28 protein-coding genes and 2 tRNA genes are annotated in these 24,285 nt (G+C 64.7%); 18 read left to right on the top strand and 12 right to left on the bottom strand.

From position 1 onward, the window contains the following. Positions 1-43: 43 nt before the first annotated feature. Positions 44-538, bottom strand: a complete 495-nt coding sequence (locus AABA84_RS06140; RefSeq protein WP_338311614.1) for an avidin/streptavidin family protein — start codon at positions 536-538, stop codon at positions 44-46. 182 nt (positions 539-720) lie between these two features. Here AABA84_RS06140 and AABA84_RS06135 point away from each other — a divergent pair, with 182 nt between their 5' ends. From AABA84_RS06135 to adhP, 3 genes are all read left to right on the top strand, one after another. After that, on the top strand, positions 721-1,110 hold the full coding sequence (locus AABA84_RS06135; RefSeq protein WP_212251668.1) for a DUF4189 domain-containing protein: 390 nt from the start codon (positions 721-723) through the stop codon (positions 1,108-1,110). Between the two features lie 106 nt (positions 1,111-1,216). Next, positions 1,217-1,627: a DUF2000 family protein gene (locus AABA84_RS06130; protein ID WP_338311613.1), complete on the top strand. Its 411-nt coding sequence runs from the start codon at positions 1,217-1,219 to the stop codon at positions 1,625-1,627. Between the two features lie 136 nt (positions 1,628-1,763). Then, entirely contained in the window at positions 1,764-2,789 is a 1,026-nt protein-coding gene (gene adhP / locus AABA84_RS06125; RefSeq protein ID WP_212251664.1) for an alcohol dehydrogenase AdhP, read from the top strand. A gap of 4 nt (positions 2,790-2,793) precedes the next feature. On the opposite strand, the gene AABA84_RS06120 is transcribed toward adhP, so the two are convergent. The 3 genes from AABA84_RS06120 to AABA84_RS06110 are packed head-to-tail and all read right to left on the bottom strand — an operon-like array spanning position 2,794 to position 4,016. After that, a complete protein-coding gene (locus AABA84_RS06120; protein ID WP_338311612.1) occupies positions 2,794-3,207 on the bottom strand; it encodes a GFA family protein in 414 nt (137 codons plus the stop codon). 12 nt (positions 3,208-3,219) lie between these two features. After that, positions 3,220-3,684 carry an SRPBCC family protein gene (locus AABA84_RS06115; protein WP_212251660.1) on the bottom strand — a complete coding sequence of 155 codons (465 nt, stop codon included), beginning with the start codon at positions 3,682-3,684 and terminating at the stop codon, positions 3,220-3,222. Then, positions 3,681-4,016, bottom strand: coding sequence for an ArsR/SmtB family transcription factor (locus tag AABA84_RS06110; RefSeq protein WP_338311611.1), 336 nt, complete (start codon positions 4,014-4,016; stop codon positions 3,681-3,683). Before AABA84_RS06110 ends, AABA84_RS06115 begins: the two co-directional genes overlap by 4 nt. 107 nt (positions 4,017-4,123) lie before the next feature. Here AABA84_RS06110 and AABA84_RS06105 point away from each other — a divergent pair, with 107 nt between their 5' ends. From AABA84_RS06105 to AABA84_RS06075, 7 genes are all read left to right on the top strand, one after another. Beyond that, positions 4,124-4,807 carry a TetR/AcrR family transcriptional regulator gene (locus AABA84_RS06105; protein ID WP_212251658.1) on the top strand — a complete coding sequence of 228 codons (684 nt, stop codon included), beginning with the start codon at positions 4,124-4,126 and terminating at the stop codon, positions 4,805-4,807. After that, positions 4,804-5,721: an HlyD family secretion protein gene (locus AABA84_RS06100; RefSeq protein WP_338311610.1), complete on the top strand. Its 918-nt coding sequence runs from the start codon at positions 4,804-4,806 to the stop codon at positions 5,719-5,721. The genes AABA84_RS06105 and AABA84_RS06100 overlap by 4 nt, the downstream gene beginning before the upstream one ends. Further along, positions 5,718-6,650, top strand: a complete 933-nt coding sequence (locus AABA84_RS06095) for an ABC transporter ATP-binding protein (protein ID WP_212251656.1) — start codon at positions 5,718-5,720, stop codon at positions 6,648-6,650. Before AABA84_RS06100 ends, AABA84_RS06095 begins: the two co-directional genes overlap by 4 nt. Then, on the top strand, positions 6,647-7,810 hold the full coding sequence (locus AABA84_RS06090) for an ABC transporter permease (RefSeq protein ID WP_212251654.1): 1,164 nt from the start codon (positions 6,647-6,649) through the stop codon (positions 7,808-7,810). The genes AABA84_RS06095 and AABA84_RS06090 overlap by 4 nt, the downstream gene beginning before the upstream one ends. Before the next feature lie 29 nt (positions 7,811-7,839). Beyond that, on the top strand, positions 7,840-9,147 hold the full coding sequence (locus tag AABA84_RS06085; protein ID WP_212251652.1) for an adenylate/guanylate cyclase domain-containing protein: 1,308 nt from the start codon (positions 7,840-7,842) through the stop codon (positions 9,145-9,147). Positions 9,148-9,289: 142 nt separating this feature from the next. After that, entirely contained in the window at positions 9,290-9,490 is a 201-nt protein-coding gene (locus AABA84_RS06080) for a hypothetical protein (protein WP_212251650.1), read from the top strand. Positions 9,491-9,687: 197 nt separating this feature from the next. Then, the gene (locus tag AABA84_RS06075; protein WP_338311628.1) at positions 9,688-10,602 is read left to right on the top strand and encodes a PhzF family phenazine biosynthesis protein; all 915 of its coding nucleotides are present in this window, start codon (positions 9,688-9,690) and stop codon (positions 10,600-10,602) included. A 102-nt stretch (positions 10,603-10,704) separates the two neighbouring features. On the opposite strand, the gene AABA84_RS06070 is transcribed toward AABA84_RS06075, so the two are convergent. From AABA84_RS06070 to AABA84_RS06060, 3 genes are read right to left on the bottom strand one after another with little or no spacing between them, the layout of a single operon-like run. After that, positions 10,705-11,166, bottom strand: a complete 462-nt coding sequence (locus AABA84_RS06070) for a DUF488 domain-containing protein (protein WP_212251648.1) — start codon at positions 11,164-11,166, stop codon at positions 10,705-10,707. Positions 11,167-11,174: 8 nt separating this feature from the next. Further along, positions 11,175-12,011, bottom strand: coding sequence for a DUF72 domain-containing protein (locus AABA84_RS06065; RefSeq protein WP_212251646.1), 837 nt, complete (start codon positions 12,009-12,011; stop codon positions 11,175-11,177). Positions 12,012-12,035: 24 nt separating this feature from the next. Beyond that, positions 12,036-12,167 carry a hypothetical protein gene (locus AABA84_RS06060; protein ID WP_256375077.1) on the bottom strand — a complete coding sequence of 44 codons (132 nt, stop codon included), beginning with the start codon at positions 12,165-12,167 and terminating at the stop codon, positions 12,036-12,038. Here AABA84_RS06060 and AABA84_RS06055 point away from each other — a divergent pair. The 4 genes from AABA84_RS06055 to AABA84_RS06040 all read left to right on the top strand — a co-directional run bounded on the left by AABA84_RS06055 (position 12,115) and on the right by AABA84_RS06040 (position 15,741). Further along, positions 12,115-12,495, top strand: a complete 381-nt coding sequence (locus AABA84_RS06055) for a hypothetical protein (RefSeq protein ID WP_212251644.1) — start codon at positions 12,115-12,117, stop codon at positions 12,493-12,495. The two genes, AABA84_RS06060 and AABA84_RS06055, sit on opposite strands and share 53 nt — an antisense overlap. Before the next feature lie 129 nt (positions 12,496-12,624). Beyond that, a complete protein-coding gene (locus tag AABA84_RS06050) occupies positions 12,625-12,828 on the top strand; it encodes a hypothetical protein (protein ID WP_212251642.1) in 204 nt (67 codons plus the stop codon). A gap of 270 nt (positions 12,829-13,098) precedes the next feature. Continuing rightward, positions 13,099-14,232 carry a glycosyltransferase family 2 protein gene (locus tag AABA84_RS06045; RefSeq protein ID WP_212251640.1) on the top strand — a complete coding sequence of 378 codons (1,134 nt, stop codon included), beginning with the start codon at positions 13,099-13,101 and terminating at the stop codon, positions 14,230-14,232. A gap of 6 nt (positions 14,233-14,238) precedes the next feature. Further along, positions 14,239-15,741, top strand: coding sequence for a glycosyltransferase family 39 protein (locus tag AABA84_RS06040; protein ID WP_212251638.1), 1,503 nt, complete (start codon positions 14,239-14,241; stop codon positions 15,739-15,741). 78 nt (positions 15,742-15,819) lie between these two features. Here AABA84_RS06040 and AABA84_RS06035 read toward each other — a convergent pair whose 3' ends face one another. Continuing rightward, positions 15,820-17,706 (bottom strand): CHASE2 domain-containing protein, encoded by a 1,887-nt coding sequence (locus AABA84_RS06035; protein WP_212251636.1) that lies wholly within the window; start codon positions 17,704-17,706, stop codon positions 15,820-15,822. 62 nt (positions 17,707-17,768) lie between these two features. Next, positions 17,769-18,287, bottom strand: a complete 519-nt coding sequence (locus AABA84_RS06030; RefSeq protein WP_212251634.1) for a FecR domain-containing protein — start codon at positions 18,285-18,287, stop codon at positions 17,769-17,771. A gap of 761 nt (positions 18,288-19,048) precedes the next feature. On the opposite strand from AABA84_RS06030, the gene AABA84_RS06025 reads away from it, so the two are divergent. Continuing rightward, positions 19,049-20,140 carry a DUF2778 domain-containing protein gene (locus AABA84_RS06025; RefSeq protein WP_338311609.1) on the top strand — a complete coding sequence of 364 codons (1,092 nt, stop codon included), beginning with the start codon at positions 19,049-19,051 and terminating at the stop codon, positions 20,138-20,140. A gap of 36 nt (positions 20,141-20,176) precedes the next feature. Here the strand turns inward: AABA84_RS06025 and AABA84_RS06020 are convergent, their stop codons facing one another. The 3 genes from AABA84_RS06020 to AABA84_RS06010 form a co-directional block, all read right to left on the bottom strand. Continuing rightward, complete coding sequence (locus tag AABA84_RS06020; RefSeq protein ID WP_338311608.1) at positions 20,177-21,526, bottom strand: caspase family protein; 1,350 nt, start codon at positions 21,524-21,526, stop codon at positions 20,177-20,179. Between the two features lie 112 nt (positions 21,527-21,638). Then, positions 21,639-22,268 carry a glutathione binding-like protein gene (locus AABA84_RS06015; RefSeq protein ID WP_212251628.1) on the bottom strand — a complete coding sequence of 210 codons (630 nt, stop codon included), beginning with the start codon at positions 22,266-22,268 and terminating at the stop codon, positions 21,639-21,641. An 11-nt stretch (positions 22,269-22,279) separates the two neighbouring features. Further along, positions 22,280-22,873, bottom strand: a complete 594-nt coding sequence (locus tag AABA84_RS06010; protein ID WP_212251626.1) for a cysteine hydrolase family protein — start codon at positions 22,871-22,873, stop codon at positions 22,280-22,282. A 130-nt stretch (positions 22,874-23,003) separates the two neighbouring features. On the opposite strand from AABA84_RS06010, the gene AABA84_RS06005 reads away from it, so the two are divergent. The 3 genes from AABA84_RS06005 (at position 23,004) to AABA84_RS05995 (ending at position 24,176) form a co-directional block, all read left to right on the top strand. Next, complete coding sequence (locus tag AABA84_RS06005; RefSeq protein ID WP_212251624.1) at positions 23,004-23,843, top strand: LysR family transcriptional regulator; 840 nt, start codon at positions 23,004-23,006, stop codon at positions 23,841-23,843. 188 nt (positions 23,844-24,031) lie between these two features. Next, positions 24,032-24,103: transfer RNA gene (locus AABA84_RS06000), tRNA-Leu, on the top strand. 7 nt (positions 24,104-24,110) lie between these two features. Next, positions 24,111-24,176: transfer RNA gene (locus tag AABA84_RS05995), tRNA-Lys, on the top strand. Positions 24,177-24,285 lie beyond the last annotated feature (109 nt).

Below are 24,285 nucleotides of genomic sequence, written 5' to 3'. Positions count from 1 at the left end.
TACGCTTCGCTCATCCACCCCACGCACCACATTCGCGGCTCGCCTACTTCTTGGTATTCGAAAGCTTCTCGCTGCCGGCAGCCTTCAGCTCGACGCCGCTCTTCGTCAGCAGGGCCTTGTCGCCGCTGCTGAACGTGAACGTATCGGCGCCCGCGCTGATGCCGTTCCACGCGACTGCTTCGGCGAGGGACAGATACCACAGTCCCTGGAATCCAGATGAGTTATTGAGCTGTCCGGTCCAGACGGTGGTCGAGCCGCAGCCGAGGAAATTCACCGAGAAGCTGATCGCGGTGCCGGTGTTGCCATAGGACAGCCAGCCCGTCGCAACTTGCGGCTTGCCCTCGTCGCAGCTGTTCGCCGCGTTGTTGGTGTAGGTCCCCGTGATGGCGCCGTTGCTCGAGTTGAAGTTGGTGATGGCCAGGGTCGAGCCGTACTGGTTGGTCCAGGTCCAGCTCACCGACTGCGCATGCGCGGGCGGAAGCCCGATCAGACAGGCCGACACAATCACTCCCGACAGCATTGTTTTGATTGGATGCATGGTCGCCTCCTCTGGCTCTGCTTGCAGCTTGACGACCTTAAATAACGCGACTAAAAAATACAACTAGAAAGTGTGGCATCGGCATCGCTAGTCCGGCATCGCTTTTCAACCACTCGTTCACCAAGTGGAAACGACCGGCGCTTAGAGTCGCCTCCACCTGCCTTGGGGGGAGGGGATTTTCCATGGCTTCGAACGTAGTCGCGCGCCGTTGCGCGATGTTTTGCTTTGTCTTTTCTGTTGCCGTCACGGGCGCCCGCTACATCACCGAAGCCCATGCCGCCGGCGCGATTGCAGTCGGCAAATGCGGCGCTTATGGCCAGGCCTTTGATTACGGCCACGAGCACGAGGCACGTGCCGCGGCGCAGAAGCAGTGCAAGGGCGATTGCACGACCGTGACGATGAAGCGCGCCTGCGCGGCGATGTCGGTCGATCTCGCCAACCCCTGCGGCGCTTATGGTTATGCCGTCAAGCCGAAGATCTCCGCCTCGCTCAACGCCGCCACGCGCGAATGCTACAAATACGGCGGCAAGGAATGCGTGATTCGCGCCTGGGCCTGCGACGCCAAGGGTTGATTTCCTCTTGCTGTCATTCCGGGGCGATGCGTAGCATCGCTCCCGGAATCTCGAGATTCAGGGCTCGGTCCTTTGGACCGCCCCGGAATGACAGTGGAAGGAATAGATGCAGTTCGACACCAAGATCGCGGTCGTGATCCGCACCGATCTTCAGGCCTGGCAGAAGCTCAACGTCGCGTCCTTCCTCACCAGCGGCATTGCCGCGGCGTTTCCGGAATGCATTGGCGATGCCTATGAAGATGCCTCGGGCACGAACTATCATGCGTTGATCGGCCAGCCGATCCTGATCTATGGCGCCGACGGCCCTGCGTTGTCGCGTGCGCTGGACCGCGCGCTCGCGCGCAACGTCAAGCCGGCGGTCTATACCGAGGATATGTTCAGCACCACGCATGATGCCGCCAATCGCGAGGCGGTGAGGGCGGTGGCGCGCGCGGATCTCAATCTCGTCGGCATCGCCATGCGCGCCGAGCGCAAGGTGATCGACAAGATCGTCGACGGCCTGAAGTTCCATAGCTGACACTCCGCCGTCCGCGCCGCGTCATCGTGGTGTCACGATGGGGGCCGGCTTGCGCAAACTTTGTGCTGTTTGACCCCCATCAAAGGAGCGCGGCGCGGCGTCGTTATTCTGCTCCAAAATGCAGAGGAGCAGACAGATGCCGACCATGAAAGCCGCAATCGTCAAGCAATTCGGCAAGCCGCTGGTGATCGAGGACGTGCCGGTTCCGCAGCCCGGCCCCGGCGAGATTCTGGTCAAGGTGAAGGCCTGCGGCGTCTGTCACACCGATCTGCATGCAGCCTCCGGCGACTGGCCGGTGAAACCGGTGCCGCCCTTCATTCCCGGCCACGAGGCAGCGGGCATCGTCGCGGCGCTCGGACCCGGCGTGAAGAATGTCAAAGTCGGAGATGCCGTCGGCGTCGCTTGGCTGCACGACGCCTGCATGTCTTGCGAGTATTGCGAGACCGGCTGGGAGACCCTGTGCGAGCACCAGCACAATACCGGCTACAGCGTGAACGGCGGCTTCGCAGAATATGTCATCGCCTCGGCCGCCTTCGCCGCAAAGCTGCCGGCGACGGTCGATTTCGCCGCCATTGCGCCGATCCTGTGCGCCGGCGTCACCACCTACAAGGGATTGAAGGAAACGGAGGCCAGGCCCGGCGAGTGGGTGGTGATCTCAGGCGTCGGCGGACTCGGCCATGTCGCGATTCAGTACGCCAAAGCGATGGGGCTCAAGGTCGCTGCCGTCGATATCGCCGAGGACAAGCTGGAGCTGGCGCGCGAAACCGGCGCCGATCTCGCGGTCAATGCCCTCACTGCTGGTGCGGTGGACCAGGTTCTTGCGGCAACCGGCGGCGGGGCCCACGGCGTGCTGGTGACGGCGGTCTCGACCGCCGCGTTCGCCCAGGCGCTCAAGATGGTGCGCCGGAAGGGCACCGTCAGCCTCGTCGGCCTGCCGCCGGGCGAATTCCCGACGCCGATCTTTGACGTCGTCCTCAAGCGCATCACGGTGCGCGGCTCCATCGTCGGCACGAGGCGCGACCTCGACGAAGCCGTCGCATTTGCCACGGACGGCAAGGTGAAGGCCGAAGTGACGAAGGTGCCGCTCGCGCAGATCAATGACGTCTTCGAGCGGATGAAGGCCGGCAAGATCGACGGCCGCATGGTGCTGGATTTCGGCTAGCGCCTCATCCGGGCGGCATGCCTTCGAACTTTACCAGGTTGGGATCGAGGCGATCCCAGTCATGGCCGCGCGCGGCGAAAGTGACCGCCTGCGGCTTGTAGCGGGCAGGCTCGTCGAGGCTCGCAGCGCGGATTGTGAAGACGTCGGGCTGCGCCGCGAAGGTCATGTACACAGGCACGCCGCACTGCGTGCAGAAGCTGCGCGTCTTCACGCTGCCGCTGTCGGCGACCATATCCCAATGCTTCGTCTCGCCGGTTAGCGTGACGCCGGCTCGCGCGAACGTCGCGTATGAGCCATGCGCACTGCCGCTTTCCCGCTGACAGTCCCGGCACTGACAATGATTGCTGAACAGGGGCTCGCCGGCAATCGAATAGCGGATCGCGCCGCAGGCGCAGCCGCCGGTATAGGGCTTATCCATCGTGATGCTTCCTTACTTGTCTTCGCCGGCGATGGCATCGAGCCGCTGCACCACCTTGACCCAGCCGTCGCTCATGTTGCGATACGCGGTGTCGTTCGTCGGCGTCACGAAGCCCGAATGCACCACGCGCACGCGCGTCCCTGCTTCGATCGGCGTCAGGGACCAGGTGACGACGGTGTCGAGCGCCGAGCCGTAGCCGGTATTGCTGGCGTCGCCGCCCTTCCAGGCGTAGACGAAGCGCCTGCAAGCCACGACCTCCAGCACGCGGCAATGGATCGTGCCATCCCACGCACCGGCCGGATTGGTCTTGAACGTGAAGGTGTTGCCTTCGACGGCCTCGAAACCGGTGGGCGGCATCAGCCAGCGCGCAATCAGCTGGGCGCTGGTCAGCGCCTTCCAGATCGTCGCGGCGGCGTGAGGGAAGACCTCGTCGATGACGATGTCCTGGGTCTCGATATTGGAAGCAACAGCACTCACGGATCGATCTCCTTCAAGAGGTCACGCAGATTCTGGAAGCGCTCGCGCCAGAACACGCCGTAATGGTCCATCCAGGTGACCAGCGGTTCGAGCCCCTGCGGCGCGGCGCGGTAATAGACGTTGCGGCCCTCTGCACGCTCGGCGACGAGGCCCGCCTGTTTCAACGACTTCAGGTGCTGCGAGATGGCGCCCTGAGTTACGCCGCTGCCGCGCGTCAGCTCGGCGACGGTGATCTCCTTGCTCTCGAACACGCGCTCAAACACCGCCCGGCGCGTCGGGTCGGCGAGGGCGCGCATCACAGTGGCGACGGGGTTTGGAGCGGTTTCGATCATGTCGTTCAATTAGTCGGCGCTAATTCATTAGTCAATACTAATTCGTTTAGTTTTCTCCGGCCTGCCATTAACTTGACTATGACTGACTAGTCAGTCATATTTGTCCAATGATGAAGAAGTCGACCAAGCTCGCCAACAAGTCGACACAGAGCGCGGAGCCTGCGTCAGCCCACCGTGAAGTGCCTGCGTCGAACCGTGCTGCGCGCGCGCAGGAGCGGCGCGCAGCAATCGTGGACGCCGCAATGGAGGAGTTCATCGCCCGCGGTTTTGCCGCAACGCGCCTCGACGACATTGCCAAACGCGCCGGTGTCGCCAAGGGCACGATCTACCTGCACTTCAAGGACAAGGAATCGATGTTCGAGGAGCTGGTGCGCGTCGTGATCGTGCCGGTCGTGGCGCGGCTGACCGCACTGCCGCCGCCGACGGGCTCGGTGCGCGACCTCATCGAGGCTTTTGCCGGCAACTTCCTGAAGGAGGTCATCGGCACCAGGCGCGGTGATCTGGTGCGCCTGATCGTGGCGGAGGGCCCGCGCTTTCCGTCCGTCGCCGATTTCTACTACCGCGAGGTCGTCTCGCGCGGGATCGCCGCGATGCGCACGCTGATCGAGCTCGGCATCGCCCGCGGCGAGATCCGGGACAAGGACCTCGCGCGCTATCCGCAGATCCTGGTCGCGCCCGCGATGATTGCGGTGATCTGGCAAAGCCTGTTTGCGCGGCACGCGCCGCTCGACGCGCAGGACATGCTGCGCGTCCATCTCGATTTGATTTTTGGCGAACGGAGGACGACATGAGGTCGTCACGAGAAATCTCTCACCTCATCCTGAGGAGCGCGGAACGCGCGTCTCGAAGGATGCAGGCCCGGCTGTGGCTCCTCGCCCTTCGAGACGCTGATTCGCAGCTCCTCAGGGTGAGGGATCGACAGCGAAATCTGCCGCGCCTCTGTGCGCTCGCGGTTCTGGTCCTCGCAACCGGTCTCGCCGGCTGCAAGGAGAAGCGCGATCCCGGCTTCCAGGGCTGGGTCGAGGCCGACATGATCTTCGTCAGCCCGGACGAAGCGGGGCGGGTGACGAAGCTCAATGTCCGCGAGGGCGATGAGGTCAAGGTCGGCGATGCCCTCTATTCCGTCGATGACGATCTCCAGCTCGCCGATCTCAACCAGAACAAGGCGACGCTGGCCAACGCACAACAGACCTATGACCGCGCAGCCTCGCTGAACAAGACCGGCTCCGGCACCCAGGCCAATCTCGACTCGGCCGTCTCCGCATTGCGCGTAGCCGAAGCGCGGGTGGTGACGTCGGAGACGCGGATGGCGCGGCGCAAGGGCTTTGCGCCCGTTGCCGGCACCATTCAGCAGATCTATTTCCGTGAGGGCGAGATGGTAGCGGCGCAGCGCCCGGTGCTGTCGATCATGCCGCCCGGCAACATGAAGCTGCGCTTCTTCGTGCCTGAGACCGCGCTGCCGAAGCTTGCGATCGGCGATACGGTGCGGATCGGCTGCGACAATTGCGCGGCCGATCTCACCGCGAAGATCTATTTCATCGCGACCTCGGCCGAATACACCCCGCCCGTCATCTACAGCCTCGAAGAGCGCAACAAGCTGGTCTATCTGATCCAGGCGAGGCCGTCGCGCCCCGACGCGCTGCGGGTCGGACAGCCGATCGACGTCTATCTCAATCCAAAAACCCCGGTGGCGGACAAGCGATGAACGGCGGCAACGGCATCGCGATCGACGTCAAGGGCCTGACCAAATCGTTCGGGGGCCGCGAGGTCGTGCACGATCTGTCGATGCAGGTGAAGCGCGGCTCGATCTACGGCTTCCTCGGGCCCAACGGCTCGGGCAAGACCACGACCATCCGTATCCTCTGCGGCCTGCTCACGCCCGACAGCGGCGAGGGCACCTGCCTCGGCTACGACATCTTGCGCGACGCCGAAAAGATCAAGCGTCAGGTCGGCTACATGACGCAGCGCTTCAGCCTGTATCAGGATCTCTCGGTGCGCGAGAATCTCGAATTCGTCGCGCGGCTCTATGGCCTCACCGACGCGCGCGGGGCAGCGCGCGACATGATCAAGCGACTCGGACTCTCCGGCCGCGAGACGCAGCTGGCGGGTGAGCTCTCCGGCGGCTGGAAGCAGCGTTTGGCGTTGGGAGCCTGCACGCTGCCCAGTCCGAAACTGCTGCTGCTGGACGAGCCGACCGCAGGCGTCGATCCCAAGGCGCGGCGCGACTTCTGGAACGAGATCCACGCGCTTGCCGCCGAGGGCCTCACCGTGCTGGTCTCGACCCATTACATGGACGAGGCCGAGCGCTGCCACGAGATCGCCTACATCGCCTACGGCCATCTGCTGGTGCACGGCACCGTGGAGGAGGTGATCGCGAAATCCGCGCTGACGACCTACACCGTGACGGGCGAAGACCTGAACGAGCTCGCGGCCGAGCTCACCGGCAAGCCCGGCGTGGATATGGTGGCGCCGTTCGGCACGTCGCTGCACGTTTCGGGGCGGGACGTTGCCGCGCTCGAAGCCAGTATTGCGCCGTGGCGCGAGCGAAGCGGCCTGCACTGGCAGAAGTCGCATCCCTCACTGGAAGACGTGTTCATCGAACTGATGGGGCGCTCCAAGGACAATTTCCAATGAGTGCCGACGATCATCCCGCACCACAGCACGAAATCCGCGAGCGCTTCGGCTTCCTGCGGCGCTCCTATGCGATGCTGATCAAGGAGTTCATCCAGCTGAAGCGCGACCGCGTGTCGTTCGCGATGATCGTGATGCTGCCGGTGATGCAGCTCATGCTGTTCGGCTATGCCATCAACACCACGCCGCACCATCTGCCGAGCGCGGTGCTGCTCCAGGAGGACTCCGATCTCGCCCGCTCGATCCTGAAAGCTCTGGAGAACACCGCCTATTTCCGCTTCCTCTACGAGGTGCACGACGTCGAGGATTTCGACAATCTTTTGAAATCCGGCAAGGTGCTCTTCGGCGTCGAGATCCCGCGCGGCTTCGAGCGTGCGGTGCGGCGCGGCGACAGGCCGGCGCTGCTGGTTGCGGCCGATGCCACCGATCCGGTCGCTGCGAGCGCCGCGATCGGCTCGCTCGGCATGGTCGTGCAGACCGCGCTCAAGCACGATCTCTACATCGGCGATCCCCCGGAGATGCCGTTCGAGATCCGCGCGCATGCCCGCTATAATCCGGCAGCTAGCTCCAGCCTCAACATCGTGCCGGGCCTGGTCGGCACCATCCTCACCATGACCATGCTGATCTTCACCGCGCTGTCGGTCACGCGCGAGGTCGAGCGCGGCACCATGGAGAGCCTGCTGTCGATGCCGATCAAGCCGGTCGAGGTGATGTTCGGCAAGATCGTGCCCTACGTGCTGGTCGGCTTCGTGCAGGCGTTCCTCATCATCGGCATCGGCGTCGGTCTGTTCGGCGTCCCCGTGCTCGGCAATCTCTTCCTGCTGGCGCTGCTCTCGACCCTGTTCATCACCACCAACCTGTCGATCGGCTACACGATCTCGACGGTGGTGCAGAACCAGCTCCAGGCCATGCAGATGTCGATGATGTTCTTCCTGCCGAGCATTCTGCTGTCGGGATTCATGTTTCCGTTCGCGGGCATGCCCACCTGGGCGCAATATCTCGGCGAATGCCTGCCGCTGACGCATTACCTTCGCATCGTCCGGGCCATTATGCTGAAGGGCGCGACCATGCAGAATCTGCATTTCGACGCCCTGGCACTGGCGATCCTGATGGCGCTCGCCATGACCATCGCCGTGACGCGCTTCCGCCGCACGCTGGATTGAGGCAGAATGCTCCGGAATCGAGGGGCGGAATGGTCAGATTTGCGAGCAGGAGGACACGGCATCACGCCGTGCTATCGGAGGATTTCGAGCGCGAGCTGACACGTGAAGTGCTGCGCACCGAGCTGTTGCGGGTGCGGGCGCTGATCACGACGGGCTGCGTCATGATGCTGTTCCTCACCGCGATCTATCTGATCGATCCCGCCGTGGTGAACAGGGTGTGGCGCGGCTCGGAAGGGCTCCTGGAGGTCTACGGCCTTCTGGTCGGCTTCATCCTGTTCGAAGTCTGGGTCCACACCCAGATCAGGAAGAACCTCCGCCTCGATCGCGACCTGCCGGTGATCAGGCGCTATATCGGCACTCTGATCGAGACGTCGCTGCCCACCGTGATCCTGATTCTTCAAATCCGCACCATGGGCGCGACCCAGGCGCTCGGCTTCGCCGTGCCGCTGATGTACTTCATCTTCGTCATCCTCTCGACCCTGCGGCTCGATTTCTGGCTCTCGACCTTCACCGGCCTCGTCGCGGCCGTGGAGCTGTTCGCCGTGGCGCTGGTCTACGATTCCTCGAGTAGCATCGGCGAGCCCCAGACCTACTTTCACGCCGTTCGCAGCGTCGTCATTTTGATCTGCGGCGTGCTCGCCGGCGCCGTCGGCGCGCAGCTGCGGAGGCAGTTTGCCGCGAGCATCGCCGCGGCCACAGCGCGCGACCGGGTGACCAATCTGTTCGGCCAGCACGTCTCCCCCCAGGTGGTGGAACGGCTGATGGCGGCGGGAACGAGCGCGAGCGGGGATCTCCGCCGCGTCGCGGTGATGTTCGTCGATTTTCGCGGCTTCACGGCCGGCGCACAGTCGCGCACGCCGCAGGAGGTGGTCGACCGGCTCGACGGCGCTTTCGCCGTGCTGGTCGACATTCTCGACCGGCACGGCGGCATCGTGAACAAGTTTCTCGGCGATGGCCTTCTCGCGCTGTTCGGCGCGCCGCTGGAAGCCTCCGACGCCGCGCATCGCGCGGTTGCCGCAGGCCGCGAGATGCTGAGTGCGATGGACCGCATCAACGCACAGACGAGCTGGCCGCTGCGCATCGGCATTGGCATCCATTTCGGCGAGGTCGTCGCCGGCAATATCGGCTCGCCCCGGCGCAAGGAATACACCGTCATCGGCGACACCGTGAATTTCGCCTCGCGGTTGGAGGCGCTGAACAAGGAGTTCGGCTCGCAGCTCCTGATTTCCGCGACCGTGCGCGAGGCGCTGGGCAACGACGGTGACGATGCCGTTGCGCTCGGCGAGGTCGAGGTGCGCGGCTATGAACGGAAGGTGGCGGTGTTTCAATTGGGGTAGCGCCTTCACATGCGAGTCGCGGTTCGTTGAAGCGGGTCGCGGTTCGTTGAAGGCGCGTGATGAAATATCCCTGGTATGTTTCGGGTCCTGCACTGTGGAGGCCGAGCCATTTCGGCTTCCGTTTGTGATCCGGAGAAAGCCAATGACCCGATTGACCCTTGTTGCGGCCATCTTGATCGCCGCTGCTGTTACCCAAACCCAGGCCGCATCCGCGCGCCACGTCGCGCCACCGCGCGGCACAACCGAGACGATGGCGGACTGCGTCAGGGCTCCGGCGGAGGGCGCGTATGCCTCTGCGCCCTATACCAAGCCGCCGTGCCTGCCGAACACGATGACGTACTAGCGATCGCGGCAGACGATGCCGGGCTGGTGAAAGTCTGCCAGCCCGGCCACGCGACTGCTGCAGCTCCTCAGCTTCCGACGTCATGCGCGATTGCTCCGATTGCTCCGAATTTTGGGGCATGACGAGCGATGTCGCCGGCCTATAGACTGCCGCCCGATGCGGCCGGTCGCGGCCGCGACTTGCATGAGGAAGTGACGATGCAGCGCCGCTACATCACCGTCGACGTGTTCACCGACCGCGCCTTCGGCGGCAACCAGCTCGCCGTGGTGCTCGACGCCGGCGGGCTCACGACGGCGCAGATGCAGACGATCGCGACCGAGTTCAACTATTCCGAGACCACCTTCGTGCTGCCGCCGCGTGACAAGGCCAACGATGCCGAGGTGCGTATCTTCACCCCGGTCCGGGAGATGCCCTTTGCGGGCCACCCCAATATCGGCACCTCCTTCGTGCTGGCGAGCCTCGCCAAGGAGCCGAAGCCGCGCCTGCTATTCGAGGAGAAGGCTGGGCTCGTGCCGGTCGATATTTTTCGCGAGCAGGGCCGGGTGGTCAGCACCGAACTCACCGCGCCGCAGCCGTTGTCACGGCTTGCGCAGCTTTCTGCCGGGGACGTCGCGGCCTGCATCTCCCTGAGCGCCGATGACATCAGGACCGATCGCCATGCGCCGCAGGTCGTCGGCGTCGGAACGCCCTTCGTGGTGGCGGAGGTACGTTCGCGCGATGCGCTGAAGCGGGCCAGGTCCGACGCGGCGGCCTTCGGCAGGCTCCTGCCGCGCGACGGTGCAGTCTCGGTGTGGTTCTATACGCGCGATGTGCCCGCGGCGGAGGCGCCTAGCGAGATCCAGGCGCGGATGTTCATGCGCGGCGCCGGCGGCTACGCTGAGGATCCCGCCACCGGCAGCGCCACGGTTACCGCGGCCGCACTGTTCGCCGATCTCGATCCCGTGCGCGATGGCGAACTCAAGCTCACGGTCGGCCAGGGCTTTGACATGGGCCGGCCGAGCCTGCTGCTGACCCGCGTGCGCAAGCAGGACGGCAAGATCGTCTCCGCCCATGTCGGCGGCAGTTGCGTGCAGATGATGGAGGGGACGTTCAAGCTGGCGGGGGAGGGATAGGATCCGTCATCCCCGCGCAAGCGAAGCCATTGTCGCTGGAGGTGCGAGCTCGTGCGAGCCTCGAAGGACGACGGCTACGGCTAAAACCGGCGCCAACGACGGCTACATCTGGCGTCCCGCCAAGTTCTTCACCGCAACCCCATCGCGCTCCTCGATGATCTCCGCGATCATCTGGCGGTGGCAATGCGTGTGATCCCTCTCGTAGCAGAGCAGGCAGACGGGGCCGGCCTTCTTCACCAGCGCCGAGAGCTCGTCCATCGCCTCTTTGGCCTCGGGGGCCTTGAGGTGCTTTGAGAAGATCTTCTCCAGCGCATCGTACTGACCGCTGCGTGCGGCGAGCCGGCCTTCCTTCGGCGTGCCGAGCGCGGCGAGGTGGACATAGGCGATACCACGTTCGTCGAGCCCTGCCGAAAGCTGCTTCTTGGAAAAGCCCGGCCGGCGCGAGGATGTCACCGCGCGCACGTCGACCACGAGCTTGACGCCGGCCTCTACCAGCTCATCCAGCACCGCCTTGGGCGGCGTCTGCTCATAGCCGATGGTGAACAGCTTTTTCGCCTTTGCCATGGTTCACCTCAGCTCACCCTTGCGATCAGTTCCATGGCGCCGGCGGGTGCGCGCACCTTGCCCTCGTGGATGACGTAGGCGAACACGTCGCGTGGCTCCTTCTTCGGCTTGGCCTTGTCAACTTTGGGCAGGTCGTCCGGTTCACCGCCCGAAGCCCAGGACTGAAGGCGCTCGGCCCAGGCATCGAGCTGCTTGGGCGGGTAGCAGGTCTTGATCTCGTCATTGCCCTTCTGCAGCCGGGCATAGACGAAATCACCGGCGACGTCGGCGATGGCGGGATATTTGCCGTGCTCGGCGAACACCACAGGCGTCTCGAACTCGCGGATCAGCGCCACGAAGTCCGGTGTGCAGAAACTGTCGTGGCGGACCTCGACGACATGGCGCAGCGCGCGTCCCTCGAGCTTGCGCGGCAACAGTTCGAGGAACTTGCCGAAATCGGCGCCGTCGAATTTCTTCGTCGGCGCGAACTGCCACAGCACCGGCCCGAGATGATCGCCGAGCTCCAGCACGCCGGAATCATAGAACCGTTTGATGGAATCGCCTGCTTCCGCCAGCACGCGGCGGTTGGTGGCGAACCGCGGTCCCTTCACCGAGAACACGAAGCCGTCGGGCACCTCGCTCGCCCATTTGCGAAAGCTCTCCGGCTTCTGCGAGCCGTAATAAGTGCCGTTGATCTCGATCGAGGTCAGCTTCGAGGCGGCGTAGGACAGCTCCTTCGCCTGCGTCAGCTTCTCCGGATAGAATACGCCGCGCCAGGGCTCGAAGGTCCAGCCGCCGATGCCGATGAAGATGTTGCCGGATTTTTTGGACGCGGTTTTTGCTTTGGCCACGGAAGGATCTCGCATCGACGTGGAGGGGATGCCGTCATCCTAATCAAACCAGTTGTGATTGGCCAGTTGCTGCGTCCCGTCTAAGGTCGCGGCAGGATCTGCGAAAAAGGAGAAAAAGATGCGGATGCTGATGGTGGGAGCGGCGCTCGTCATGATGACATCTGCTGCCATGATCTCTCCAGTCATGGCGGATGACGACGATGCGAAGGGCGCGCAGAAGCTCGCCATGCAGGGCCGCGACGATTACTGGCATTGCCTGGCGCGGGAATATTCGCGCGACAGCAATCAGGGAATGACGGAACAGGACTTTGGCCGCTCGGTCGCGGGCGCCTGTTCGTCGGAGCGGCAATATTATCGGGTGGCGCTGCTCGACTATCTCACCACGCAGTACCCGAGCATCGATGCCGGCGCTCATCTCGCTACCGCGAACAGGGCGGTGGAGGCCGCGCAGAAGGACATCGTGACGGCCTTCGTCAAGCAGAGGCCGCCGGCGAAATAGGGCATGGCAAATGGCGAGTAGGGCAGAAGCCCGGGCCGCCTGATTTGCCATGCGCCCCTTCGGCAGCCCTTCCGGCTCCGCGCGCATCCGTGATATCACGAGGCCTATCTGGAACAGGGATGGGTTTCCATGGCGTCTGAGTCGTTGGGGGGCATTTTGGGCGCGATCGTCGCCGCGGTCGTGCTTGCGGTCGCCGTCGTGTTCGGGCCGATCGGCCAGTACGGCAAGCCGCCTAAGCCGGCGAAAGTCGAGCAGGCGCCGGCTGCCGCACCCGCGGCTTCCGCCGCGCCGGCGCCGCGCGGGCCGATTATCCGGGAAGTGCCCAACCAATAAGGCACAAAAATCGTCCTTTTCGCCCCTTGCGAAGCGGTCTTGTCATTCCTATCTAGCCTTTAACGGCGCCGTTGAGCGAAAAACTCCGGCGTTGGGACGACCTTGGAATAGCTTGGGCTCGCGCCGGATGTACGCGCGGCCCGCCGTTCCGGGGTCGTTGGCATTTTGGGCCCCCTTTTGGTCCATTTCGGACACCCCCGGCTTCGTAACATAAGAACCTCGCAGCGCAGAACTTGGCAGCGCAGGACGCGGCGGATATACGCTGCCGTCATGAATGAAGCGATCAGACCGGGCTCCGACAATCCGCTGCAGGCTCAAGAAGGGCCGGAACTATCGGTCATCGTCCCGACCTTCAACGAGCGCGACAATGTCACGGTGCTGTACCGGCGGCTGGAGGCGGTGCTCGCCAACGTCGCCTGGGAGGTCGTGTTCGTCGACGACAATTCACCTGATGGCACCTGGGACGTCGTGCGCGCGCTGGCGCAGCAGGACAGCCGCGTGCGCTGTATCCGCCGCATCGGCCGCCGCGGCCTGTCGGGCGCCTGCATCGAGGGCATCCTGGCCTCCAGCGCGCCCTTTGTGGCCGTGATCGATGCCGACCTCCAGCACGACGAGACGCAACTGCCGAAGATGCTGTTGCTGCTTGCAAGCGACGAGGCCGACCTCGTGGTCGGCAGCCGCTACATCGAGGGCTACAAGAGCGAGGGCTTCAACAAGCAGCGCGCCGGCGCCAGCGCTCTGGCGACCGAGGTCGCCAGGAAGATGCTCCGGGTCGAGATCGCCGATCCCATGAGCGGCTTCTTCATGATCCGCCGCGATCGTTTCGAGCAGCTCGCGCCGAAGCTTTCCGTGCACGGCTTCAAGATCCTGCTCGACGTCGTCGCGACCGCGCACGGCGGCTTGCGGGCGGTCGAGATTCCCTACACCTTCGGCGCCCGCCAGCACGGCGAGAGCAAGCTCGATTCCATGGTCGCGCTCGATTTCCTCGGCCTCGTGCTGGCCAAGCTGAGCAACGACATCGTCTCGCTGCGCTTCATCCTGTTCGCGATGGTCGGCGGCATCGGCCTCGTGGTGCATCTTACCACGCTGTTCATCGGACTTCAGCTGTTCAAGGCGCCGTTCGCGGAGGCGCAGGCTGCCGGTGCCATCGTCGCCATGACCAGCAATTTCATCCTCAACAACTTCCTCACTTATCGCGACCAGCGGCTCAAGGGCTTTGCGCTGCTGCGCGGCCTGATCGCCTTCTACATCGTGTGCAGCGTCGGCTTGCTCGCCAATGTCGGCGTCGCCTTCTCGGTGTACGACCAGGAGCCGATCTGGTGGCTCGCCGGCATGGCCGGTGCGCTGATGGGCGTGGTGTGGAACTACGCGATGTCAGGCCTGTTCGTCTGGCGCAAGAAATAACCCACGATGGGCGAGGCTGACGCGCGGATCGTCCGCAACACCGTGCTGCTGATTCTGGCGCTGGTGGCCCTGCGGCTCGTCGCGGCCGCGTTGACGCCGATCACCTTCGACGAAGCCTATTACTGGATGTGGTCGAAGAACCTCGCCGGGGGCTATTACGACCATCCGCCGATGGTCGCCTACGTCATCCGCGCCGGCACCATGATCGCCGGCGATACCGAGCTCGGCGTGCGCCTCGTCTCGATCCTGCTCGCACTGCCGATGAGCTATGCGATCTACCGCTCCGCTGCGATCCTGTTCGGTGGCGCGCGCGTGGCGGCGACCAGCGCGATCCTGCTCAACGTAACCATGATGGCCTCCGTCGGCACGCTGATCGTGACGCCGGATGCGCCGCTCCTGGTCGCATCCAGCTTCGTGCTGTTCTTCCTCGCAAAAGTGCTGGAGACCGGCCGCGGCGTCTGGTGGCTTGCGGTCGGCGCGGCCGTCGGTGCGGCGCTGCTGTCGAAATACACGGCGATGTTCTTTGGCGCCGGGATCCTGATCTGGCTTGCTTGCGTGCCGAAGCTGCGGCGCTGGTTCCTCTCGCCCTGGCCCTATCTCGGCGGTCTCGTTGCGCTGGCGCTGTTCTCGCCGGTGATCCTCTGGAATGCGGACCATCAATGGGTCTCGTTCGCAAAGCAGCTCGGGCGCGCGAAGATCGAGGACTTCCGACCCGTCTTCATCGCCGAGCTGATTCCGACCCAGATCGCGTTCGCAACCCCGCTGGTCTTCATCCTCGGAGCGATGGGCCTGCACGCGCTGACCTGGCAGCGCACCGGCGCGTCGGCCTCGCGCGTGCTGATCGAGGCGATGTTCTGGACCATCGTCGCCTATTTCGTCTGGCATTCGCTGCATGCCCGCGTCGAGGCCAACTGGTTCGCGCCGGTCTATCCGCCCTTCGTCATCGCCGCGGCCGCCGCCGCCAACCTCGTGCAATGGAAGCCGCGACAGCGGCGCCTGGCGGATTTCTGCCTGCGCTGGGCCGCACCCGTCGGCATCGTGATGTTTGCAGCGCTCATCGTGCAGGCCAACACCGGCTGGCTCTCGGGATATCGCCGCGATGCCACCGTGCGCAGCGTCGGCGTCGGCTGGCGCGAGCTCGCCGCGGGAATCGAAGCCGTGCGCGCGCGCCATGGCGCGACCTGTGTGCTCGCGCAGGACTACGGGACCACGGGCTGGCTCGCCTTCTACTTGCCGCGCGGCACCTGCGTGGTGCAGCAGAACCAGCGCATCCGCTGGGTCAACATGGGCGAGCCCGATCCAAAGCTGCTTGCGGGCAAGCTGCTCTATGTCGACGAGCTGCGCCCGGACGGTCATCCCGTCCTCAACGACCTCTTTGCGAAGGTGACCCAGGTCGCGCAATTACAGCGCAAGCGCGGGCCCCTCGTGGTCGAGACCTACAGCGTCGATCTGCTGGAGGACGCCAAGGGCGACGTCCTCGACCGCTCGCCGCCGCCGGAAGCGCGGTAGTAGGCCGCACTGCTTCCACAGCGTCGTCCCCGCGTTCGCGGGGACGACAGCCGAGTGCTGGGTCGATAGCAACGACTATCAGTCGATCATCTCAGCCTTTGTCGCACCCTGGCCCGGCCCACTGTGATCCCGCCAGAACCACACGGTCACGACGCCGGAGCGGCCACGGACGTGGGCCAGCAGGGGGCCGGACAGAACGCCGTCGGGAGCCCCTTGAAAGTCGGCCGTATCCAGCAGCGTATTGCTCAGGGCGAGCCGTGCATCGTTCTGGACGGCGACTTCCATCAGCCGGCTCGCGACGTTGACCGTGTCGCCTGTCGCCGTGATGTGCTGGTGGCTCTCGCCGAGGCGGGAGGCGACGATCTCGCCGAAATGCGCGCCGATCTTGAAGCCGAGCTGACCGCCGATCGCTGACGGCAGCGAGGCGATCCAGTGGTCGACGCCGCGATGCAGGTCGATCGCGCATTTGAGCGCGCGCGCGGCGTCATCGGGCATCGCGGCCGGCAGACCGAACAGGATCATGGCGCCGTCGCCGAGAAAGCCTGTGATCATGCCGCCGCAATCGACCGCAGCCTTGTCGATCAGCGCGTGAAACGCCTGCAGGATCTCCTGAAGCGCGTCCGGATCGATCCGTTCGCTCAACGAAGTGAAACCGGAGAGATCGATGAAGACGATTGCGGCGTCTTGCCGGACCGGTTTGGACAGGAAATTCGGATCGCGCGCCAGCCATTCCTGCACGGCAGGTGCCTGGAATTGTGCGAGAGACCTGCTTTTGGCGGCGAGATATTGGGTGCGGCGACCTCCGGCCCACAGCTGCACACCGGCAAAGATCGCGACCGGCGGCACTGCGGCGGCGAGCGTGGTTGCCGCATTCAGCCAGACGCCATGCGTGAACGCGAAGGCGTTGAGGCCGGCCCAGGCGATCATCACTGCGGCCGCCGCCATGATGCCGAGTGCGCTGCGCCGCCACGCCAGCAAGCCGACCAGCAGCATCGGCAGCAGGATCGCAGCGAGCGCGTCGGCGATATGGACCCTGTGGTCGCGCACGATGCCGTCGCCGGCAATGAGATGGGTGATCGCGGTCGAGACCACCTCGACGCCGGGCATCAGGGAATCGAACGGTGTCGGGTAGAAATCGCCGCCGCCGGCGACCGAGGCGCCGATCACGACGATCCGGTTCTCGATCGCATCGCGATTGAGCGTGCCGTCGAAAATGCTCTGCGCACTCACGGTGCGGATGGTGCGGCGCGGGCCGTAATAGGTGATCGGCAGCGCGAAATCGGTGTCGGTCGGCACTGCGCGATCGCCGAGCATGAGATGATCCGGTGCTATCGTCAGCGGCTTGTCGAGCGCGCGCGTCGCGACGCGCAGGGGGAACGACAGCTCGACCTTGTCGCGGGTCCGGAACAGCATCGGCACCGAGAGCGGCGAGCCCGATTGTCCGGTCGCGACATTGACGATGCCGACCTCGGCGTGGTCGGCGAACGCAGGCAGCGGCAGCAGGAAACGTTCGGCTTGCGGCAGCGCGGCGAGGGGACCTGCGCTGCCGGGCGCCACGTTTTCGCTGGCGGAGGGGAAGATCGCGGCGGCAGCGAGCACCATGGGGCCGGTGGCGAGCGTGTTTGCCAGCGTGGCGTCGCCGATCGCAGCGCTGCGGTCGACCAGCAGGAGATCGATCGCGACCACCTTCGGCTTGAACTGCACGATGGTGTCGACGATGCGGGCAAGATCGGCCCGCGGCAGCGGATAGCTGCCGCCGCGCTTCACCACGGTATCGTCGATCGCGACGATGGTGACGAGATCGGGCGGACGCTGCACGCCGCGGACCTGGGTTCGCCAATCGGTCAGCGTCGCTTCCAGGCGGTCGAGAAAGCGCAGATGGCCGCCTGCGTGCGCGGCATAGATGCCCGCGCCCCACAACGCGGTGAGAGCGAGTGCCACCAGGATCTGAACGCGTCTCGTCATTACGGCGTACTGCAATCTTCGTTTTCTTCGAGGCCTGTGGGCCGGGGTCTGTTGGCCAAGTCCTATTGACCAAGTCTTGCCATGAGAGCGTCGATGCGCGGCTGGCCCCACTGCTTCACCGTCAAAGGTCCGGTCGCTTCCACGTCGACGCCTTCGCCGGGGCCCAGCACGACGCCGCGCCCACGCGCCCTGCGGCTGACGCCGACACGGCCGTCGGCGACGAAGACGGAGGTCTTGGCCTCAGCGACATCGACGGCCCATCTGGTGCCGCGCACCGCTGCAATAGCCTGCGGCGTCAGCACCTTGAAGGGATTACCGCCCGCCTTCCTGGGCACTTCAACCAGCAGGGCTTTGCTGCTCAACTCGACCGAGTCAATATGTCCGTCGCGGTTGGCGTCCTTTAGTTCAAATCTGGCGCCGTTTTCTGCAACGATGGTGATGCCGTTGTCGCAGCGCCAGGTCTGCGTGCCCGCTGCCGAGGCCGAGGATGTGCAAGCTGCATTGGCAGGCTGCGCGGCCGCAAATCCGATCAACAACGACCATGCCAGAGCAAAACATCCGGCGCGCGCGAACCTTCTCATGCCAGCCTCCGTTTGCATGTCCGGCACAGTTCAAGGCGATGTTGATACGGTACCGTATCACACGCAGAGGCTGCTGAAAAGTGCCGCTTTACGAGCTATTTTCTCGCCCCGGCCTTTTCCAGAGCGGTGCGATCAACTTTCGGTCAGGGCGCGCCACGTGAGTGCCAGGCCTCTCCCTCTCCCCGTGCTTGCGAGGAGAGGGTTGGGGCGAGGGGCCATCTCCGGGAATTCGGTCGGAGTTGCGTTCGCGGAGAGTCCCCTTCAGCCTGAATTCACTACGCGAATTCCGGCCTCTCCCCGCGAGCGGGGGAGAGGCGAAGGCGGAGCCCGCACACCAGCCTCGCGCAACGCTTCCCCGCTATCTTCCGGGTATCGAAGGCCACGAAAACGACTTGGTTCCATGGCCCTAGAGATGCGGCCGAAGACGGCCGCTGAACGCGCCGATCCTGCCGAGAATTATAGTTAACAGATGCGACTAAGTCCGTAGTTCTGCGGGCTTTTTTCTCGAAATGGGACGACGTTAACGAGCTGCCCCACATCTGCCCGAACTTAATCCGCATTTAACTAAAAGTCGCCTTAATGACGCTCCGACCCTCTGCGAGATGCTCTTCCCGGATCGTGACCAGCGGCACTTCGAAGGGGGACTGAGTGACACCGTCCTGGACGCAAGGCGAATGAGTACGAGTATCGCTGCGAAGAGTAACGCGGCACGGAAGTCCAAGAAATTCTCCAAGAATTATTCGCGGAAATCTTCCCGGAAAATGACCACGACCAATTGGCTTGGCGCCGCGGCCATCGGCTGCGTCGTGATGGGCGCCGGCTGGACCATCTACAACAACATTCTCGGCGCGAGCGTCTATCCGACCGTCGGCAGCACCGGCTATGATGCGCCGGTGCTCAAGCGTGCGCCCAAGGTCGCGCTGCGCGAGGCCGGCGACGCCATCAAGGAAGCTTTTGCGCTCCTGCCTGACCGGTTGCAGGTCGCCGCCCCGATCTCGCGTGAGATGTTCAACGAGCGCTTTGCTGCCGCTGCGACCCAAGGCGTGGCATCGAACGCGGACAGCGCGGCGCCCGCGACCCAGGTTGCGGTGGCCAAAGACGCGCCAAAGCAGAGCGTGATCGCGAAGGTCGCGGAAGCACTGAAGCCGTCGGCCCCGGCCAAAATTGCTGAAAAGGCCGCTGACAAGACCGCGGACAAGGCCAAGCGCGCTCCAGATGCCCAGACGCAGCTCGCCTCGGCCGATCCGGCCCAGATCGTGCCGGCACCGGAAGCGAAGAAGTCGTTCGCCGATCGCGCCAAGGCAGCGGTGATGTCGATCACCGGGCCGCGGCAGTCGATGGTCGAGAAGCTCTGGGGCAAGCGCGAGCCGTCCGGCGGGCTGCTGGCCTATGCCTCGGCCGATGCCAGCGTGACCGCGTCCATCGCGCCGAAGGAGCAGAACCCGATGTTCGGCGGCGCGCCGCCCTATGAGCGGGACACCGCCGTCTACGACATCACTGCCAAGGCGGTGTATCTGCCCGACGGCACCAAGCTCGAAGCGCATTCTGGCCTCGGCTCCAATCTCGACGATCCGCGCTCCCAGCGCACCCGCATGCGCGGCGTGACGCCGCCGCACATCTACACGCTGAAGCCGCGCGAAGCGCTGTTCCACGGCGTGCCCGCGTTGCGCCTGACTCCGATCGGCGGCGAGAGCGCGATCTACGGCCGCGACGGCCTGCTTGCCCACACCTTCATGCTCGGGCCGAACGGCGATTCCAACGGCTGCGTGTCGTTCAAGGACTATTACGCGTTCCTCGACGCCTACCGCAACAAGGGCATCCGCAAGCTCGCGGTGCTGGCGCGGGTGGAGTGAGGCGCTGCGCGCCTCACTGCTCACTTCTCTGCATGATCAGCGTTTGACGAAGACCAGGTTGCAGGCGCGCGCCTCGTTGCGCTTGCCGGTGCCGCGGGTGCGATCGAACTGCGCGTCGACCGTAAAGGCGTAAGGCGAGCCGGGCGCAAGGTTGTTGAGCGTGTACGCGCTTGCCCCCGTTGTGCCGCGCGCGCTCAACGTCGTCTTGCCGTCGGCCGGGATTTGGCCGTCGATCTCCAGGCGGTTGACGCCGTCCTTGCTCTGAGCCTCGGCGTGAAACACGCCGTTGGTCACGGTGCCGGCGAGGGGTCTGGTGAAGCCCTGCGCCTTGCCGGAAGCCGGGCAGTTCAGCGTCACGTCCCAGCTGCCGTCGAAGTCCTTGCTGCCGCCGGCGCGGGTGTTGGTTGCAGGCGCCAGCGCCACCTTTTGCTTCAGGCCCTCGATCCGCGCTTTGGCGAGACTGGCGAAGCTGCAACTGGAAAATCGCGTCAGATGGTCCTCGAAGGCGCTGACGGTGCCGATGGTGTCGGCAGCCTTCCAGTGCGCCTCCGCGGATGCGCAAGGGTCGGCCCGCGGCGCGACTTGTGGAGCTGCGGGAGCGATCGTGACCGACACCGGTCCGTTCAGGTAGAACTTGCCGATGATCGACAGCGACAGCTCCGGAAGCTGTGTCTTGCCACTGGCGTCATAGACGTCGCTGCTGATGTCGCGGAAGACATCGCCGATCTCCTGCGGCTCTTCGATGTGCTTGAGGAACGCGGCCGTATAGGGGCTGTTGCGGCCGACGCCGTCTGCCGCGGTCTGCCCCGATTGCGTCGAGAACGACACGATCGTTCCGCGCGGCGCTTCGACCTTCGACAGGCCGCGCCCGATCGAGGCGGCCCGCGTCGCAGAGCGTTTGAGAGTTTCCGCCAGCGGATTGTCGCGGCAGGAATCGAGCACCAGGATGCGCAGATTCTTGGCTTGCTGCAGATCGTTCACGATGTCGTCGACCCGCACGAAACGTTTGAGGTCGGCCTCATCGGTCAGCGTGGCGTCGACAGGCATCAGATAGTTCACGCCGTTGTACTGCATCGCATGGCCGCTGTAGTAGAATACTGCGACGTCAGCTCTGCTCGCGGCGCGCGCGAAGCGGATGGTCAGGTCCTGCATGTCGGCCTGGCGCAGGTCGATGCCCTGGATCACCTCGAAGCCGCTGCGCCGCAGCGAGGCCGCGACGTCCTCGGCATCGTGCGACGGGTTGGGAAGTTGCGCCGTCGAGGCATAAGCACCGTTGCCGATCACCAGTGCCACCCGCGTGTCCGCAGACGCACTATCGGGGTACAGCCAGCCGGCGAGGAGGACTAGGCAAACTAAAGATAAGCACAATCTGGAAAGAGCACGCATGAATGCCTTCCAAGAAAATATCGAAAAATATCCCTCCAGATTAGCGCATGCCGCGCCGACTTCAATGCCCTCGCCGGGGAAAACGCTCAGATTTCGCGACCGTGACGTCCGGTCACGCTGCCATCGCCTTGCGCAGGGCCATCTCGGTCGCAATCGCTTCCCGCACGGCCGGCCGCGCCTGCATGCGCCCGAGATAGGCTGACAAGGGCGGCCATTGCGCGATGTCGACGCCGGCGGGGCGGAGCAGCAGCAAGGCCCAGGTGAGATGGGCATCCGCGACAGTGAAGCTGTCGCCGACGAGGAATTCACGCTCCGCCAGATGCGCCGACGGCACCGACAATGTCTGCGTGATTCTGGTGCGCGGCTTGGCGAGCGAGCCGTCGTCCTTGTACCAGAAGGTCGGAAACAGAAACGCCTTATGGATCTCGGCGCCGATGAAGCTCAGCCATTCCTGCAGGCGATAGCGATCGGGATCGCCGGGCCGCGGCGCAAGGCCGCGCTCGGGCTTCGCGTCGGCGATGTATTGCAGCACCGCCGCGCTCTCGGTCAGCCGCTCGCCGTTCTCCAGCACCAGAACCGGCACCGCGCCCTTCGGCGACACGCCGCGGAAATCGCTGCCGTCGTCCACGACCTGCTTGGTCCAGATGTGGGCGAGGTGGTACTGCGCCTCGATACCAGCTTCCATCAGCGCGATGCGACTCGAGAGCGAGCAGGCCATCGGAAAGTAATAGAGTTGCAGCATCGTATGCTCCGTCACGTCAGCGCATCGCTGCGCGCGATGATCGCGAAGCGGTCCGAGAGCTCGGCCAGCGCGACCTCGTGAATCGTCCGGGCATCCAGCGTGCCGCCGCGGCCATCCGGCAGGTCGCGGGTGGCGCAGGCATCGGCCGCGATCGTCGTCCGCAGGCCGAGGTCGAGCGCGGCGCGGGCGGTCGAGGAGATGCACATGTGAGTCATGAAGCCGGCGAGCACGATGTTCTTGCATCCGGCCGCGGCAAGCCGGGCTTGCAGATCGGTGCCGGCAAAAGCGTTCGGCAGCGCTTTCTCGATCACGGGCTCGCCTGCTTGCGGCGTCAGGCGATCAACGATCGCGCCACGCGCGGCCTCGCGGTCGAACAGGCCGCCGGCGCGGCCCTTGTGCGCGATGTGGATGATCGCAGCGCCGCTCTCCCGCGCCCGCGCCAGCAGGCGCGCCGCCGCGGCGATCGCGGGCTGCGCATCGGGCAGGGCCAGCGGGCCGGCGCAATATTCGTTCTGGATGTCGATCAGCACGAGGCAGGCCTCGGTGAGCTTCGGCGGATTGAGATCGGCGCCAGAGAGTTCGAGCAGGGTCTTGGGAGCGGTCATGTTGGTCAGGCCTTCCAGGCATATCGGATGACGCGACACTAGCGCAGCATGGCCCTGCCATTGTGCAGGACTATTGCAGCTTACGGCTGCAGATTTGCAGGACACAGCATCGCCTGCTAGGCTCGCCGCCATGAACTGGGACGATCTGCGCATCATCGCTGCGGTGAGGGACGAGGGCACCTATGCCGGCGCCAGCGCGCGGCTGCGCATCGACGAGACCACCGTCGGCCGCAGGCTCGCGCGCATCCAGCGCGATCTCGGCGTGCCGCTGTTCGACGCGGTGGACGGCCTGCGCCGACCGACGCGCCATTGCGAGGCGGTGCTCGAGCATGTCGGCGCGATGGCCGCCCATGTCGCGGCGATCGACCGCATCAAGGAGAGCCAGCCCGGCCCGGTCGGCCGCCTGCGCATCGCCTCGACCAATGCGGTCGCCGAGGAGTTGCTGGCGCCGCACGCGAGCAGCTTCCTGCGCGATCACCCCGGCCTGACCCTGCAGTTCCTGACGTCCAGCGGCAACGTCAAATTCTCGCGCTGGCAGGCCGATCTCGCCATTCGCCTGCGCAAGCCGGAGAAGGGTGACTTCACCATCTCCAAGCTCGGCGATGTCAGGCTGTATTTCTTCGAGCCCGCTGACCGCACCGGCGGCGAGCCGGTCGCCTGCGTCTATCCCGATGAGCTCGATGCGATTCCGGAGCAGCAATTCCTGCGAGCCAAGCGGCTGAAGAACGTGCGCTGTGTCACCGACAATGTCCGCATCATCAGGACCATGATCCAGTCGCATCAGGCCGTCGGCGTGCTGCCCGAGCACAGCTGCGAAGGCCTGCTCGCCGACCGCAGCCTGCGCGCGACGCTTCTGCCGAGGCGGCGCGACGTCTGGCTCTTGGTGCAGAACCATCTCAAGCGCGATCCGGCAACCCGCGTGACGATCGACTGGGTGAGGGCGTGCTTCCAGGACAGCTCGCGCGATTGACGTCGCGTCGCGCTGTGATCTGCATGTCACAGCGCGCGATGCGCGATAGAAAATCTCGAAACAGCCCCTTGCAACCCGAACGTGCCTGGTCTATTAGCCCGCTCCTTCGCTAGGTCATGTGTCCGGGCTCTCTGAGATCCCGGCTGGCGCGAGCCGGTCTCCGGTTTCGTGTTCCGCCGAATGAAGACGCAGGATGTAGCTCATGGAGAGCGTCGGAGTAAAATCCGGAGGCATCGGTTCGATTCCGATTTCTTGTACCAACCAAAGGATAGCTCAGTGGTAGAGCAGATGACGTTTAATCATCGTGACGCGGGTTCGAATCCCGCTCCAGCGCTACGGGTCAGCCTGAAAAACTGACACCTCTGACGAGGACCGGACGCGCGCTTCAGTCGCAGTCCGGCCGTTTTGCCGCAAGGCTCTCCGTCCGAACCTAGACACTGTG

Source organism: Bradyrhizobium sp. TM239 (assembly GCF_036247985.1).
Lineage (GTDB): Bacteria > Pseudomonadota > Alphaproteobacteria > Rhizobiales > Xanthobacteraceae > Bradyrhizobium > Bradyrhizobium ottawaense.
Note: the sequence above shows the minus strand (reverse complement) of the source record. Positions and strands in the feature narration are given on the sequence as shown.

Coding starts and splice junctions, on each gene's coding strand:
- AABA84_RS06015 (WP_212251628.1), bottom strand. CDS start 22,268: ATGCTGCAACTCTATTACTTTCCGATGGCCTGCTCGCTCTCGAGTCGC.
- AABA84_RS06045 (WP_212251640.1), top strand. CDS start 13,099: ATGAATGAAGCGATCAGACCGGGCTCCGACAATCCGCTGCAGGCTCAA.
- AABA84_RS06105 (WP_212251658.1), top strand. CDS start 4,124: ATGATGAAGAAGTCGACCAAGCTCGCCAACAAGTCGACACAGAGCGCG.
- AABA84_RS06025 (WP_338311609.1), top strand. CDS start 19,049: ATGACCACGACCAATTGGCTTGGCGCCGCGGCCATCGGCTGCGTCGTG.
- AABA84_RS06080 (WP_212251650.1), top strand. CDS start 9,290: ATGACCCGATTGACCCTTGTTGCGGCCATCTTGATCGCCGCTGCTGTT.
- AABA84_RS06030 (WP_212251634.1), bottom strand. CDS start 18,287: ATGAGAAGGTTCGCGCGCGCCGGATGTTTTGCTCTGGCATGGTCGTTG.
- AABA84_RS06085 (WP_212251652.1), top strand. CDS start 7,840: ATGGTCAGATTTGCGAGCAGGAGGACACGGCATCACGCCGTGCTATCG.
- AABA84_RS06010 (WP_212251626.1), bottom strand. CDS start 22,873: ATGACCGCTCCCAAGACCCTGCTCGAACTCTCTGGCGCCGATCTCAAT.
- AABA84_RS06075 (WP_338311628.1), top strand. CDS start 9,688: ATGCAGCGCCGCTACATCACCGTCGACGTGTTCACCGACCGCGCCTTC.
- AABA84_RS06140 (WP_338311614.1), bottom strand. CDS start 538: ATGCATCCAATCAAAACAATGCTGTCGGGAGTGATTGTGTCGGCCTGT.
- AABA84_RS06065 (WP_212251646.1), bottom strand. CDS start 12,011: ATGCGAGATCCTTCCGTGGCCAAAGCAAAAACCGCGTCCAAAAAATCC.
- AABA84_RS06110 (WP_338311611.1), bottom strand. CDS start 4,016: ATGATCGAAACCGCTCCAAACCCCGTCGCCACTGTGATGCGCGCCCTC.
- AABA84_RS06035 (WP_212251636.1), bottom strand. CDS start 17,706: ATGACGAGACGCGTTCAGATCCTGGTGGCACTCGCTCTCACCGCGTTG.
- AABA84_RS06050 (WP_212251642.1), top strand. CDS start 12,625: ATGGCGTCTGAGTCGTTGGGGGGCATTTTGGGCGCGATCGTCGCCGCG.
- AABA84_RS06130 (WP_338311613.1), top strand. CDS start 1,217: ATGCAGTTCGACACCAAGATCGCGGTCGTGATCCGCACCGATCTTCAG.
- AABA84_RS06040 (WP_212251638.1), top strand. CDS start 14,239: ATGGGCGAGGCTGACGCGCGGATCGTCCGCAACACCGTGCTGCTGATT.
- AABA84_RS06020 (WP_338311608.1), bottom strand. CDS start 21,526: ATGCGTGCTCTTTCCAGATTGTGCTTATCTTTAGTTTGCCTAGTCCTC.
- AABA84_RS06005 (WP_212251624.1), top strand. CDS start 23,004: ATGAACTGGGACGATCTGCGCATCATCGCTGCGGTGAGGGACGAGGGC.
- AABA84_RS06100 (WP_338311610.1), top strand. CDS start 4,804: ATGAGGTCGTCACGAGAAATCTCTCACCTCATCCTGAGGAGCGCGGAA.
- AABA84_RS06070 (WP_212251648.1), bottom strand. CDS start 11,166: ATGGCAAAGGCGAAAAAGCTGTTCACCATCGGCTATGAGCAGACGCCG.
- AABA84_RS06095 (WP_212251656.1), top strand. CDS start 5,718: ATGAACGGCGGCAACGGCATCGCGATCGACGTCAAGGGCCTGACCAAA.
- AABA84_RS06055 (WP_212251644.1), top strand. CDS start 12,115: ATGCGGATGCTGATGGTGGGAGCGGCGCTCGTCATGATGACATCTGCT.
- adhP (WP_212251664.1), top strand. CDS start 1,764: ATGCCGACCATGAAAGCCGCAATCGTCAAGCAATTCGGCAAGCCGCTG.
- AABA84_RS06060 (WP_256375077.1), bottom strand. CDS start 12,167: ATGGCAGCAGATGTCATCATGACGAGCGCCGCTCCCACCATCAGCATC.
- AABA84_RS06135 (WP_212251668.1), top strand. CDS start 721: ATGGCTTCGAACGTAGTCGCGCGCCGTTGCGCGATGTTTTGCTTTGTC.
- AABA84_RS06090 (WP_212251654.1), top strand. CDS start 6,647: ATGAGTGCCGACGATCATCCCGCACCACAGCACGAAATCCGCGAGCGC.
- AABA84_RS06120 (WP_338311612.1), bottom strand. CDS start 3,207: ATGGATAAGCCCTATACCGGCGGCTGCGCCTGCGGCGCGATCCGCTAT.